The organism is Arenibacter latericius DSM 15913 (genome assembly GCF_000424985.1).
In the GTDB taxonomy this organism is placed as follows: Bacteria; Bacteroidota; Bacteroidia; order Flavobacteriales; family Flavobacteriaceae; genus Arenibacter; species Arenibacter latericius.
Genome location: NZ_AUKX01000049.1, coordinates 1 through 14,407, shown reverse-complemented (window position 1 = coordinate 14,407; position 14,407 = coordinate 1). Strand labels below are relative to the sequence as shown.

At 34.9% G+C, this 14,407-nt stretch carries 11 protein-coding genes and 1 other RNA gene; 7 read left to right on the top strand and 5 right to left on the bottom strand.

Going from position 1 to position 14,407, the window contains the following annotated elements; genetic code table 11:
• Positions 1-19: 19 nt before the first annotated feature.
• Positions 20-1,153, bottom strand: coding sequence for a peroxiredoxin family protein (locus tag H344_RS0113845; protein ID WP_316929564.1), 1,134 nt, complete (start codon positions 1,151-1,153; stop codon positions 20-22).
• Between the two features lie 337 nt (positions 1,154-1,490).
• Between H344_RS0113845 and pheT the strand changes: the two genes are divergently transcribed.
• Both pheT and H344_RS0113835 read left to right on the top strand, forming a co-directional pair.
• Positions 1,491-3,920 carry a phenylalanine--tRNA ligase subunit beta gene (pheT, locus tag H344_RS0113840; protein ID WP_026810860.1) on the top strand — a complete coding sequence of 810 codons (2,430 nt, stop codon included), beginning with the start codon at positions 1,491-1,493 and terminating at the stop codon, positions 3,918-3,920.
• Between the two features lie 406 nt (positions 3,921-4,326).
• Positions 4,327-5,046, top strand: coding sequence for a hypothetical protein (locus H344_RS0113835; protein WP_026810859.1), 720 nt, complete (start codon positions 4,327-4,329; stop codon positions 5,044-5,046).
• Between the two features lie 202 nt (positions 5,047-5,248).
• Here the strand turns inward: H344_RS0113835 and H344_RS0113830 are convergent, their stop codons facing one another.
• Entirely contained in the window at positions 5,249-6,877 is a 1,629-nt protein-coding gene (locus tag H344_RS0113830) for an ABC-F family ATP-binding cassette domain-containing protein (RefSeq protein WP_026810858.1), read from the bottom strand.
• 177 nt (positions 6,878-7,054) lie between these two features.
• On the opposite strand from H344_RS0113830, the gene H344_RS0113825 reads away from it, so the two are divergent.
• Positions 7,055-8,446 (top strand): hypothetical protein, encoded by a 1,392-nt coding sequence (locus tag H344_RS0113825; protein WP_026810857.1) that lies wholly within the window; start codon positions 7,055-7,057, stop codon positions 8,444-8,446.
• A 1,055-nt stretch (positions 8,447-9,501) separates the two neighbouring features.
• Here H344_RS0113825 and fsa read toward each other — a convergent pair.
• The 3 genes from fsa to ffs all read right to left on the bottom strand — a co-directional run bounded on the left by fsa (position 9,502) and on the right by ffs (position 11,256).
• Positions 9,502-10,155 (bottom strand): fructose-6-phosphate aldolase, encoded by a 654-nt coding sequence (gene fsa, locus H344_RS0113820; RefSeq protein ID WP_026810856.1) that lies wholly within the window; start codon positions 10,153-10,155, stop codon positions 9,502-9,504.
• A 71-nt stretch (positions 10,156-10,226) separates the two neighbouring features.
• Positions 10,227-11,036, bottom strand: coding sequence for an SDR family oxidoreductase (locus tag H344_RS0113815; protein ID WP_026810855.1), 810 nt, complete (start codon positions 11,034-11,036; stop codon positions 10,227-10,229).
• A 121-nt stretch (positions 11,037-11,157) separates the two neighbouring features.
• Positions 11,158-11,256, bottom strand: an RNA gene (gene ffs, locus H344_RS21485) — signal recognition particle sRNA small type.
• 209 nt (positions 11,257-11,465) lie between these two features.
• On the opposite strand from ffs, the gene H344_RS0113810 reads away from it, so the two are divergent.
• The 4 genes from H344_RS0113810 to H344_RS20340 all read left to right on the top strand — a co-directional run.
• The gene (locus H344_RS0113810; RefSeq protein WP_034256679.1) at positions 11,466-12,506 is read left to right on the top strand and encodes a glutaminyl-peptide cyclotransferase; all 1,041 of its coding nucleotides are present in this window, start codon (positions 11,466-11,468) and stop codon (positions 12,504-12,506) included.
• 2 nt (positions 12,507-12,508) lie between these two features.
• Positions 12,509-12,907: an acyl-CoA thioesterase gene (locus H344_RS0113805; protein ID WP_026810853.1), complete on the top strand. Its 399-nt coding sequence runs from the start codon at positions 12,509-12,511 to the stop codon at positions 12,905-12,907.
• A gap of 362 nt (positions 12,908-13,269) precedes the next feature.
• Positions 13,270-14,001, top strand: a complete 732-nt coding sequence (locus tag H344_RS0113800) for a LytR/AlgR family response regulator transcription factor (RefSeq protein ID WP_026810852.1) — start codon at positions 13,270-13,272, stop codon at positions 13,999-14,001.
• 137 nt (positions 14,002-14,138) lie between these two features.
• Positions 14,139-14,407, top strand: a 269-nt coding sequence (locus H344_RS20340; RefSeq protein ID WP_034256677.1) for a hypothetical protein, incomplete at its 3' end; no start/stop codon positions are given.

Below are 14,407 nucleotides of genomic sequence, written 5' to 3'. Positions count from 1 at the left end.
TACAACAAACTTACCCCTATTATTCAGCTAACAACTGATCAATAAGATCATAAAAATCCGTTTTAAAACTTAGGTATTTATCCCCTGTAGCAGGGCCATTAAATCCCGTATGTATTTTTCTAACTTTCCCACTTCTATCAATAATTATAGTAGTAGGATAAGATAGGATATGGTTTAACATTGGTAGTTTATCTTGCGCCAAAGCTTTATCGGAACTAGCGTATTGCGCCAACAGAATGGGGTACTCCACTCCTATTCTTTCTTTTAGTCTATTAATTGCTTTAAAAGCTGCCTCAGGGGTTTTTACATATTCAAAAGCTAGTGCTATCACTCTTACATCCCTACTAGCATTATCCTTTAAGTACTCCACCAAAAATTTAGTCTCATCCAAACAATTAGGACACCATGTCCCCATTACTTGTACCACCACTACCTTATCTCTAAACTCTTCGTCATCTAGAGACACTGTATTTCCTGAAGCATCAGGAAAACTAAAGGCTAATTTTTCATACCCCTCCTTTAAAAACGTCAGCTCATCTGTCTGTGGCAAATCGAAATTCTCATTTCTTTTAGCCACAAAAGGTTCTTTGTAATGATTCCCCGAATAAAAAACACCATCTAAAAGACTATCAGAAACTTTAGCCTTAAACAAATAGGCGTGCGCACCATCAAACGTAGATAGTTTTAGGGAGTCACCTTGCTGCACACCTTCTAGATACCTATAATCACCTGTAGTTGTTCTAAAAGTACCTGTAACCTTATTACCATTCTGCTCAAATATTCCTACTGCCATATAACTACGATCCGTATTAGGACTAAACGCAGCCTCCCATGATCCGGTAACATCAAAGTTAGACGCTGAAGCCTCTTTAAACCTTTCTTTTACTCCATAACTAGCAGTAAAAGAGACCTCTCTATCTAAGCTCTCTACCTTAAAAACACCATCTATAGTTTCGGGAGAAAATTCCCCGGCTATATACCCTTCAAAAACAGGAAGTTTTATAAAAATAGAATCCTTTGTAACCGTTATTTCATCTACATAAATTTTCTCATCAGCATTATAAATCTCCATAGCCAGTTTTCCCTCTTCCAAACGATCGAATTTAAAATTAAAAGGCAAAATAGCATTATCCATGGTTTCAAGTTCTGCCAACCATATCCCCTCTTTTATTTGGGAACTTTGAGAGGGATTACAAGAACAAAAAGCTAATACACAAAAAAATAAGGCAATCCGAATAATATCTTTCACTTTAAAAAACAATTAAGATAAAAATTAAGGGACAAAACTACAATATAGAAAGTAATTTATCCTATTAAGCCCATAGAATATTATATAAACTTTCAATGGAATTAAAAAATCTCTTTGCACATTGAATTCTCCATCCATTAATAGGAAACCTTCATGGCGATAAAAAATAAGACAATTACACCTACAACCTATTGAATGTATTGCAGCATTGTTTTATATTTGACATCTCTAAAAATAAGCGATGAAAATATCTTATAACTGGCTAAAACAGTTTTTAAAAATTGAATGGGACTCCCATAAAACAGCGGAATTATTAACAGACTTAGGTTTAGAGGTTGAAGGTATTTCCGCTTTCCAATCCGTTAAAGGAGGATTAAAAGGAATTGTGGTAGGTGAAGTGCTTAGCTGCACAAAACACCCCAACGCAGACAAGCTGCAATTAACCACCGTAGATATTGGACAGGAGCAACCTTTACAAATAGTATGCGGTGCTCCAAATGTTGCTGCCGGTCAAAAAGTACCTGTTGCCACAATAGGCACCACATTATACACCAAAGAAGGCGAATCGTGGAAGATTAAGAAAGGGAAGATTAGGGGAGAAGAAAGTCATGGGATGATTTGTGCCGAAGACGAACTTGGGTTAGGAGAAGGTCACGATGGTATTATGGTATTACCCGACACTTTAGAAGTAGGAACCCCTTGTTCTGAGGTTTTTGAAATTGAAAACGATGAAGTTTTCGAAATTGGACTTACTCCCAACCGAGCTGATGCAATGAGTCATTTTGGTGTTGCTCGCGATTTAAAAGCCGGACTTAAGCAAAGAAGTATTCATAAAGAGCTTATTACACCTCCTGTCACCCACTTTAATGTTGTTAACCGATCATTAAAAGTTGATGTAGAGGTGGTAGATAGCCTATTAGCACCAAGATATTGCGGTATAACCATAAGTAATCTTGTAGTAAAACCCTCCCCAGAGTGGTTAAAAAATAGATTAAAAGCTATTGGACTTACACCAAAAAATAACGTTGTAGATGCCACTAACTATGTATTACATGAGTTAGGACAACCATTACATGCTTTTGATATTTCCAAAATACTAGGCAACAAAATTTTCGTAAAAACCCTCCCAGAAGGCACTAAATTCACCACCTTAGACGGTGTTGAAAGAACGCTGAATAAGGAGGACTTAATGATTTGCGACACAGAAAAACCGCTTTGTATTGCAGGTGTATTTGGTGGCGAGAATTCTGGTGTAACAGAAACTACTAGTAGCATATTCTTAGAAAGTGCATTTTTCAACCCAATCAGCGTACGTAAATCTGCTAAAAGACACGGACTCAATACCGATGCCTCCTTTAGGTTTGAAAGAGGTATAGATATAGATAATGTAGAATACGCTTTAAAACGTGCGGCCTTACTTATTATTGAAGTGGCTGGGGGAGAAATCACTTCAGACATTGTAGATATATACCCCAAGAAAAAGGACGATTACCACGTATTCTTAACTTTTGATAAAATTAACAAACTAGTAGGTCAGAATCTCTCTAAAGACACTATAAAGTCAATCTTAGCCTCATTAGATATAAAAGTTAAAAACGTAACTGAATCTGGCTTAGGATTATCTATTCCTTTTTACAGGATAGATGTACAAAGAGAGGTAGATGTAATAGAAGAAATCCTACGTGTTTACGGCTATAACAATATAGAGTATACAGAAAAGCTTAACGCTTCAATAGCCCCATCATCAAAGTTTGAAGATTACAAAATCCAAAATATCATTGGTAATCAACTAGCCTCCAATGGTTTTAATGAAATATTATCGAATAGTCTTACCTCTCCGGAGTATAGTAAATTAAGCTCAGACATAAAGGAGGAGCAAACTATTACTATGCTAAACCCGTTAAGTCTAGATCTTTCGGTAATGAGGCAGTCAATGTTATTTTCTGGTCTAGAGGCAATTGAACACAATGCCAATAGAAAAATGCATAATCTTAAATTCTTCGAATTTGGAAAAACCTACCATCAATACCCAGATAAAAGAGAAGAAAAAAAGCATTTAAGTCTCATAATTACAGGGAATAGAGCGGAAGACAGCTGGGTTTCCCCTGCTCAAAAATCGGACTTCTTTTTTATAAAGTCTATAGTAACAAACATCCTAGAAAGATTAGGACTTCCTGAATTTGAGTCAGAGCCCACCACTAAAACCATTTTCTCTGAAGGAATTTCTCTAAAAATTGATAATAAAGAGGTTGTATCTCTTGGGGTTATAGATAAATCCATTGCAATAGCGTTCGACATTAAGGAAGAAGTGCTATTTGCCGATTTTAATTGGGACTATATCCTAGAAATACTAAGTCAAAGCAAACCAATTAAATTTAAAGCAATAACAAAATATCCAGGAGTAAAACGCGATTACGCCCTTTTAGTGGATAACAGTATAAGCTTTAAACAAATTTATGATATAGCTAGGGACACCGAAAAGAAACTTCTAAAAAATGTAAATCTCTTTGATGTTTATAAAGGAAAAAGTCTACCTGAAGGCAAAAAATCTTATGCAGTAAGTTATACTTTACGCAATGAAAAAGCCACTTTAACAGACAAACAAGTTGATGGTATTATGAATAAATTGAGAAAGCGATACCAAGAAGAATTAGGCGCCGAATTAAGATAGTGATCTAATTTGCTCCTAAAATACTAATGTTAAAATTAAAAAATGCCCGTTCAATGAACGGGCTATTTTATTTTCTACAACACTTTTTACTAGTATCTAATTACCAAACTCGCAACCAATATCACAATAGTTACCTTTATACTCCAAAGGCAAAAGAATTAATTTTCAAGGAAGTTTTAGTCTTGAAAATCACACCACAAATACCTAACCTCATGGACCACCCATTAATTAGAGTGCAATTCTAACCACCCTCTACCCTATAGTTATTTTCCTATATCAAGATTATAAAAAGATCTTTCTAGATTCCTTAACGACATTAAGCTGCTTGAAAAACTATTTATGATTTTCCATATGCATTTAAATCGATAATTTCTTAACTTTATGTTCTTGCCTAAAAGAGAGAGATATGTTGTTGCAAAAAACCAATATTCAGAAAAAACTTATTCTGGCAAAACAAAAGGATAACTCTTCCGATTTAATAATGAAAGAGGTCTATGACATCCTTAAAGATGTGGATTCAGCTCAAGAAAGAATAACTCAAAACTTAGCATCAAAATCCCCAAACATAACAAATCGTTTTAATTTTGATCTTTTAGAAACCACAGAGATTTATTCCATAAACCATATCAAGAATATTGCCATTGATTATCGACTTCGATTTTTGGATTCTCATTATTATAAAGGGGTAATCCCACAAGAAGCGCTAACTAAAATAAGGAAATTAGAAAAGGAACACGGCATAGAATTAAAGGGCTTTAAGATTCTTGCCCCTTCCAAATTGTTTAAATTGGAAGATCCTGACGATCCAATATTATTTGTCCCGATAAATAATGGATACTATTACTTAATTCACAAATGGGGAAAGGATTTACACCCTTTCCGAAAAGTAATGATGTGGCCTTATAAAAATATGGGGAATCTACTAGTATTTATCTTACTCTTAAGTTATCTCCTTACCTTAATTGTACCACACGCGTTATTCTCTAAAACGAGCTCTACAGCCCAATTCCTAATCATTTTCTTTTTTATGATTAAATCGGTAGTATCAATGGTGGTCTATTACGCTTTTGCAAAAGGAAAAAACTTTAGTCCAGCTGTTTGGAATAACAAGTATTTAAAAACGTAACTTTTCCTTTCCTCTTAGCTGAACAAAATAAACTGTACGCCACAATAGAATGGTAGCTGTATTAGCCACCTAATAAGAAAACAAAAAGTCTTTATCCAATTCTTAAAAGAATAAGGATAAAGACTTTATTAATTAGAATCCTAAACGGAATACTTAAACAAACTAGCGTCACTCACTAATTTAAAGTATCTCGCTAAGCTATTTATGCCGGAACAGAATACATTTTATCTCGTTGTTCCTTGATAGATTTATCAGACATATACTCCTCAAATGTCATATAGCGATCAATACAACCCTTTGGAGTCAGCTCTATAACTCTATTTGCAACTGTTTGTGCAAATTCATGATCATGCGTGGTTAACATTACTGTACCCTTAAAATTCTTCAAGGAATTATTAAAGGTAGTAATACTCTCTAAGTCCAAGTGATTGGTAGGCTCATCTAGCATAAGAACATTTGCTCGCATCAACATCATCCTACTGAGCATACATCTCACTTTTTCCCCTCCAGAGAGAACGGTACATTTTTTTAAGGCTTCTTCTCCACTAAAAAGCATTTTACCCAAAAACCCTCTAATACTTACCTCTTCACGTTCTTCCTCGGTTTTAGCATATTGCCTTAACCAATCTACCAAGTTAATATCCTTGGTAAAAAACTTAGAGTTATCTGCTGGCAGGTAAGAATGTGTAGTAGTCACTCCCCATTGAAACTCACCACTATCTGCTTTTCGGTTATCATTCAAAATTTCATAAAAAGCAGTGGATGCCCTAGAATCACGAGAAATAATAGCTACTTTATCTCCTTTAGCTAAGTTTATGTTAACATCTTGGAAAAGAATTTCTCCCTCTTCACTAGTAGCCGAAAGTTTCTCAATATTTAATATTTGATCTCCTGCTTCTCTTTCTCTTTCAAAAATAATAGCAGGATACCTTCTACTTGAAGGTTTTATATCCTCAACGTTCAGTTTAGAAAGCATCTTTTTCCTTGAGGTTGCTTGCTTACTCTTAGCAACGTTAGCACTGAAACGCCTAATGAATTCCTGTAATTCTTTAGCCTTTTCCTCAGCTTTTTTGTTTTGCTGTGCCCGTTGTCTAGCAGCTAGCTGACTACTCTCGTACCAAAACGTATAGTTTCCAGAGTATAGGTTAAGTTTACCAAAATCTATATCCCCAATATGAGTACATACAGAGTCTAAGAAGTGCCTATCGTGAGAAACAACAATAACTGTATTATCATAATTAGCTAAAAAGTTCTCTAACCAACTAATGGTTTCATAATCCAAGTCGTTGGTAGGCTCATCCATTATTAATACATCTGGATTTCCAAACAAAGCCTGAGCCAATAACACCCTCACTTTTAATTTAGAATCAATGTCCGCCATAGAGGCAAAATGCATATCTTCTGTAATTCCTAAATTAGAAAGTAAAGCGGCTGCATTACTATCAGCGTTCCATCCGTCCATTTCTTCGAACTGAACCTGCAACTCCCCTATTCTATCGGCATTTTCATCATTATAATCCGCATAAAGCGCATCTATCTCCTTCTTAATCTTAAACAAGGGTTTATTCCCCATAACCACACTTTCTAATACCGTATGTTCATCATACGCATTATGGTTCTGCTCTAGAATAGACATCCTTTTACCCGGCTCTAAATTAACATGCCCAGAAGTGGGATCTATCTGGCCAGACAAGACTCTAAGAAAGGTAGATTTTCCTGCGCCATTGGCACCAATAATACCATAACAATTGCCCTGTGTAAACGAAACATTCACATCGTCAAAAAGGACTCGCTTTCCAAATTGCACGGATAAGTTTGATACTGATAGCATAAATAAATAGTGTTTTAATAATTTGTGCAAAAATAACGAAAATAACCCCTTCAATCCAAGTATATAGTAACCTCATTATCCCCTCTATAGCAGGCCTAAATGATATTTAACTCACTATTAACAGCCAATATCTATTCCGTTTCCTAGCTTTGTTAACAACAAAGTTGCTATTCAAATATGAATAAACCTTTACTCTACGTTTTTATACTTGCTTTTGTTGTTAGTTGTGGCACAGAAGCTAAAAAGTCTCCAAATGTATTCTTCGCTGGTGAAATTATTAATCCCACTAGTGAATACGTGGTGCTTTACAAGGATGAAATCGTTATAGATTCTGCAAAATTAAACCAAGACAACAAGTTCTCCATGCAACTAGAGTCTGTTGTTGAAGGCCTATACCATTTTAATCACCAACCGGAATTACAGTATGTTTACTTAGAACAAGGCGACAGTATAATGATACGTTTAAACACGGAAGATTTTGACGAGTCTCTTATATTTTCCGGGAGGGGGAAAGAAATTAACAATTTCCTTCTAGAATTATTCTTGAGTACAGAAGAAGAGATTCCTATTGCCTATTCCTATTCTCGACTTAATCCTGATGAATTTGCTAATAAAATAGATTCATTAAGACAGTTAAAAGTCTCTATACTCAATGTTTTGCAAAAGGAAGCTAAGCTTTCGGAAAGTGCCATTTCCATGGCACAAGCAAGTATAGACTACAACTACTATAACTATAAGGAAAACTACCCGTTTTGGCACCGACACACTTCTGGAAGCAAAACGATTCCGAAATTAGATGATAACTTCTATAGCTATAGAAAAAACATAGATTATAATATAGATGATCTTACCTATCATAGGTATTATTACAATTTTCTAAAAACCCATTTTGACAACCTCACCTATATGGGGTGCGCATCTAATTGTAATGGAGAACACATTCAAATTATTGAAGACAAACTACACTTTAATCAACATAAACTAAAACTGATAGACAGTTTAGTGAATTCAAAAAAAATTAGAGATAATTTGTTTAGGAGTGTGGCTTTGTATTACCTTATTAACGTACACGATACAGAGAATAACATTGAAGAATTTATTTCTGACTTCCATAAGTATTCTTCTAACAACAAGCATATTGCAGAAATAGAAGCTGTTTACGAGGGTGTTAAAAATATGCAGCCCAATAAAAAACTGCCACCGGTTTTGGTTTATGATAATGGGGAGAACAAAGTTTCCTTACAAGATATTGCTGCGAAGGAAGAAAATGCCGTTTTTTACTTCTGGTCTGCAACCCAAAAGGGACACTTTGAGAATATTATTCAAAGGGTTAATGAACTCCAAAAACAAAAGCCAGAATATACTTTCATAGGAATAAACTGCAACACAGAAATGATGCGTTGGCAATCTATGCTTATTACCAACAATCTAGACCTAGACTATCAGTATAGGACAGACGACTTTGAAAACTTAAAATATACTTTGGTAATAGGCGGACTCAACAAGGGAATTATCACCAAGAATGGACTTATTGTAGATGCTTATGCTGATCTCTACAGAAGTTTTTAAAGAAGCTATGTTTATACAAGCCTTGGTTGAAATTCTATAATAAACTAACTCCCTTTTACGGACCAAGATCAAAAGGGATCAAGCTCAAAAGTTGTGTGTGTGTGTGTGTGTGTAGTCAAAATTATCAGGTAAGCACAGTAACAATAATTCACCTTTAAACAGGCCTTTCAATACTTTTTTCCATTGATGAAATGCTCAGCATTCATGAATTCCTTTAAAAAGCAATAGATAAGGAGATGAATAAAAAAGTATTCAAAAAAATCTAGGCTGATTTCTCCTTTCTTGAAATCTACGGACTTTCTACTGCCACAGCGTCCAGGCCGCCTTCCTAACGGCAGGTAAACTTTCTAATGACTTAGGGAATATGGGCTGCCGGACGCCAACCTCAGGTAGGTAAACCTACCTTAAGCCAATGTGGTAAACTCTTGATTTACTACCAAAGGAGAAAGTAGGCCGAAAACTTTTGCAAGAAGCTTCTTGTATTGTATTCCTTATCCACAGAATAAGTTGAAAAAGCTCCGAGATTCAGCTTTTTTATTTCCGAAAAAGCGCGGAGTTTTGAAACTGGTTTTTAGATTCGATCTAAAAAATTCATTAGGACCGATCGGAAAATGCAACGATTTGCATTTGTAGTGAGGGGCCAGTTGGCGCGTGGGCCATCGCTACAGCTGGCTCCTCAAATCAAAGGTACACAGTACCTTCGCTTTAATGCCCTGTTCGTTTTCTTTGGACAAGCAAAGAAATCGCAGATTCACGAAAACCGATAAAAATCAATAGAAAACCACTTGAGTAAAATGAAAGAATATATTTGAGTAAAACTCAGTTAATCGTATATATAAAACTTTATTAATTTGAATTAATATTTAAGGTTCATTGTTTGCATAAATACAACAATTGGTCATGACCCCCTTTTACCTCTACAGCACGTTTATAAAATTAGAATTACGGAGCGCTATTCCTTGATCCCTTTTTATTAGTTTGCTTTATTCAAAATTCACATAAAAAAAGCCTCACAATTAGATTATGAGGCTTTAACAATTCTATATAAAAGAATTTTAGTTTCCTTTCTTATAATCTTCTAAGAATTTAGCCAATCCACTATCAGTTAATGGGTGCTTTAATAAACCTTCTATTGAAGACAAAGGTCCAGTCATTACATCAGCACCAATTTTAGCACAATCTATAACGTGCATTGTATGTCTCACAGAAGCCGCTAATATTTCGGTGTCAAAATTATAATTATCATAAACGTGTCTAATTTCTGCTATCAGGTTTAAACCATCAGTAGAAATATCATCTAGCCTACCAATAAATGGAGAAACGTATGATGCTCCAGCCTTAGCAGCCAATAAAGCCTGACCTACAGAAAACACCAACGTACAGTTAGTTCTTATTCCCTTATCAGAAAAATATTTGATTGCTTTTATACCATCCTTAATCATTGGAACCTTAACCACGATTTGATCGTGTAATTCTGCCAACTCTTCACCCTCCTTAATCATGGACTCATAGTCAGTTGAGATAACCTCTGCAGAAACATCACCATCAACTATATTACAGATATCAACATAATGCTTTAGTATATTATCTTTTCCTGTAATCCCTTCCTTTGCCATTAGGGATGGATTTGTAGTTACCCCATCCAAAACGCCCAATTCCTGGGCTTCTTTTATTTGCGCTAAATTAGCCGTGTCAATAAAGAACTTCATTTTTATTATTTTTTAATTATTAATGCTATAAGCACCTCAAAAATGGGTGCAACCTTATATATGTTGTAAAATTACAATTTATAATGGTTCATTAGAAGTTTCTCGTACACTTTGTCTGGTAGTATTTTTTTGAGAAACAGAGAGAACTTTTGCATAAACTCACCCACTTTATAATGCACCTTAGGATTTTTGGTATTGATTATTTTATAGACCATCCGTGCAACTAACATAGGATCCTTTCCACTTTCCACATGCTCATTCATCATTTTTAAGGTATTACCATAAGGCTCCTTGTAGGGTGACGTTTCTAACACTGGGGAGTGATATCTTCCCGCTGCGATATTCGTTGCAAAATCACCTGGCGCAAGATTGGTAAAGTGCACCCCAAAAGCTTTGGTTTCCATTCTTAACGCTTCTGTTACCAATTCTAGCGCTCCTTTACTTGCAGAATAAATTCCCCTGTAGGGAAGGCCCATATAACCAGCAATGGAAGTAATATTAATAATTAATCCCGATCCCTGACTCCTCATGGAGGGTAAAACCGCTTTAGCAAGATGCAACGGGCCATTAAAATTAGTGTCAAACGCTTTTAATATCTCTTCATGTGGCGTTTCTTCTATTGGACCAGTAATCCCTATTCCAGCGTTATTTACTAGAACATCAATCTTTCCTTCTTTTTCAAGGAGTTCAGTAATCGCAAGTTTTACACTGCCCGGATTACGAACATCTAGTTCTAAAAGATTAAAATCTGTAAAATTGGAATTCTTAGCTAAGTTCCTGGTAGTTCCATAAACGATATATCCCTTGGATTTTAAATAAATCCCAATAGACTTCCCAATTCCTGAAGAACCACCTGTCACTAGTACAACCTTTTGCTCCATCTAAATAAAATAAGTCTGCAAATTAACGAATAAAAGAGGAGTGAAGAGGGAATTAAACCAAAAAGTTAGTGACACTTTTTGTTTTATATAGTGCGAAAAGAATCTGACTTTAGGGCACAAAAAATGGCAAGCTACCTACATCGCACCGCTACAACCATATACCCTTGCTGCGTTCCCACCCTGGGGGATTCTACAGGAGCTGGTCGTGTAGGACTTGCCGGTGCAAATATACAAAGTTTTAATTTTTAAACAATCCTTTTTGCATCTAAATTTTATTAAATATCTTGCCATTAAATTGCATTATTAATTCGCCATACATGAAGGTTTGATTATGAAGGTCATATAATAAATTTTGTTGCGAAATCTCAACAAAATTTAGTCTTTAAAAAATTATTTTTACCTATTTCGAAGCACCCTAAACTCACTAAAATGATATCTAACAAAATAAATCTCTTATTTCTATTCCCCATATTTTTTGTGGCTTGCGGAGGGAACACAGACTTAAATCAACTTTTCGAAATTCAGTTAGAAGGAAATAAAACAGAATTCAAGAAAAACGACGTGGTCAACATCGCAATAGCCAACAAAAAAAATAAGGAAATAGACAAAGTAACCTATTATATTAACAACACAGAAGTAGCAGTTGTAGACAATAAAATTGAGCTTAATTTACCCCAACTGGGGGCTAAAACTATAACCGCAAATATTAGCTTTGATGGAGGTGCGGTAGAAATTAATAAAGACATAAAACTTTTGGCCGAAAATGCACCGGAAATATACACCTACGAAATAATTAATGAGTTTCCGCATGACAATACCGCGTATACTCAGGGCTTAGAGTTTTACAATGATACCCTATACGAAAGTACGGGTAGGAAAGGGCACTCCTCCCTACGCAAAGTAGATTACAAAACTGGCAAGGTACTCCAGAAAATAGCCTTGGAAGATCAATACTTCGGTGAAGGGATTACTATTATGAACGGTAAGATTTATCAACTAACCTGGCAAAGTGGAGTTGGATTTATATACGATCTAGACCTATTTAAAAAGATAGATAGTTTTAAATACAACCAAAGCAAAGAAGGCTGGGGACTATGTAATGATGGAACTACCATTTTTAAAAGCGACGGCACAGAGAAAATATGGTCCTTAAATCCCGAAACTATGGCTGAGGAAGGCTATTTTGAAACAGTAACCAACACTTCTATTTTCAACAGGGCCAATGAACTGGAGTATGTGGACGGAAAAATTTACGCCAACGTATACCAAAAAGAGAGCATGATGATAATTGATGCTAAAAGTGGCGCAATAGAGGGAGTTGTTAATTTTGGCGGACTTAAAGATAAAGTTACACAACACCAAAATTTAGACGTTTTAAACGGTGTTGCCTATCACCCAGAACGAAAGACCTTTTTTGTAACTGGCAAAAACTGGGATAAGCTTTTTGAGGTTAACATTGTTAAAAAATAATTATGAGTGTATTTAAAAAGACACTAATCGTTGTAGAAGACGACCTTGACGACTTAAACCATGTAAATAATGTTAGGTACGTGCAATGGATGCAAGATATCGCAAAAGACCATTGGAAAGCCAAAGCACCAGATGAGCTGATCAATACAACAGTATGGGTGGTTTTAACGCACCATATCACCTATAAGAACGCAGCTAAATTAAATGATGTAATTGAGTTACAGACCTATATAACCAAAAGTAAAGGTCCGGTTAGTATTCGTATTGTGGAGATGTCTAACAAAGAAACAGGTCAATTATTGGTCAAAGCAAAAACTGAATGGTGCCTGTTAAACTCAGAAACCTTTAAGCCTATGCGAATTAGTGAGGAAATAGCTAATATTTTTATTTCCAATCCCTAGAATTGCTCCATTTACACCTCTCCCCTGCTATTTTACAGCAAATTCATTAACTGATACAAATGCTGGAGGTACATTTAAAGTGAAGTTTATCGCACTTACATTCCCCTTCCCTATTACTAATTTACTATTATATCATCTATAAGCGTAAAACGCTACTGCTGCCTTAAAAGCAAGCCACTTAAATAATAAACATTTTAAAGGGAACAACTATTTTTCACCATAGTACAAATCAGCTTCTCTTGCATGAATACCCTTTCAAAGGACAATAAAATGGCTTAATAAAACAAAAACCCTAGTTATTCTAAGGTTTAAATTCAATTTAAAGTTTTTAAGATTACTATTTTGCGAGAAAATGGTGAGAAGTGGGATATACATATACCATTATAAATACTGATGCGAAGTCAAATTTACAACTTCAACATTATATGGGGGAGTATGCAGACTTCAGATGCAATGGTGTAGAGACAGACAGTAATGAAGGGTTAAATACCATTCTAAAGCACACTTCAGATATCGTATTTGTACACCTAAATGATAAAGCATTTGAATACTTCCATATGATTATGGAATTACATCAATATTTAAGTGAAATTCCCATACTTATTGCTTTGTCTACTTCAAAAGACTTTGCTTACCAAGCATTAAAAAATCAATTCTTCGATTATTGGATGCTTCCTCTAAATGAGTTAGAAGTTAGAAAGACCATACTTAGGTTAAAAATGAAGCTGCCAAAGGAAAAAAATCCAGAGACATTATTGTTACAGTCTTATAAAGATTACCGCTATCTAAATACCAATGAGATTATGTATCTACAAGCAGACAATAATACCACTGATTTTTTTATGAAAGACGGAAGTACTATTAGTGCGTTTAAAACGTTAAAAACTTTCGAAACCTATTTGCCACCTAACTTTATTCGAGTACATCAAAGTTATATTATAAATACCAATTTTGTATCAAGAATCAATTACGGAAAGCGGACATGCACTCTAAAATACAATAAACTGCATTTACCATTTTCCAAAACTTATAGCAGTAATGTGGAGCAATTAAAACAGGTTCTTTCCAAAAACGCAATAACCGCTCTTAATTAATAGAATCCTCTTACACTATACTTACTAACTAGTAGATGTAGGTTTTTTACTATTAATTCCGAGCTCTCAATATTACTATGGATTCACTTCCATATTTTTGTATCAACAAATTTTATTAACCCCGAAACCTTTCACAGATGAAAAATTTAACAGGAATTTTAGCATTATCTTTATTTAATTTAGCAATTATTTCAGCCCAAGAAAAAACAATAACTGCAGCCACTTCAATTGATCAAACAACTATAAAAATACAGTTACAAAATACGGACGACGCACTGGCTACCGATAGAGATATCCTAGTTAAAGACAGAAGAAAGAAAAAATCTACTACTACTTTTAATCAGGATATAGATCAAACCATCTTCAATGCCGATAACGCTGTGGCTACCGATAGAGATATCCTAGT

Excerpts from the sequence above, each read along its gene's own strand:
- fsa (WP_026810856.1), bottom strand. The coding sequence starts at position 10,155 with ATGAAGTTCTTTATTGACACGGCTAATTTAGCGCAAATAAAAGAAGCC.
- pheT (WP_026810860.1), top strand. The coding sequence starts at position 1,491 with ATGAAAATATCTTATAACTGGCTAAAACAGTTTTTAAAAATTGAATGG.
- H344_RS0113825 (WP_026810857.1), top strand. The coding sequence starts at position 7,055 with ATGAATAAACCTTTACTCTACGTTTTTATACTTGCTTTTGTTGTTAGT.
- H344_RS0113835 (WP_026810859.1), top strand. The coding sequence starts at position 4,327 with ATGTTGTTGCAAAAAACCAATATTCAGAAAAAACTTATTCTGGCAAAA.
- H344_RS0113810 (WP_034256679.1), top strand. The coding sequence starts at position 11,466 with ATGATATCTAACAAAATAAATCTCTTATTTCTATTCCCCATATTTTTT.
- H344_RS0113805 (WP_026810853.1), top strand. The coding sequence starts at position 12,509 with ATGAGTGTATTTAAAAAGACACTAATCGTTGTAGAAGACGACCTTGAC.
- H344_RS0113815 (WP_026810855.1), bottom strand. The coding sequence starts at position 11,036 with ATGGAGCAAAAGGTTGTACTAGTGACAGGTGGTTCTTCAGGAATTGGG.
- H344_RS0113830 (WP_026810858.1), bottom strand. The coding sequence starts at position 6,877 with ATGCTATCAGTATCAAACTTATCCGTGCAATTTGGAAAGCGAGTCCTT.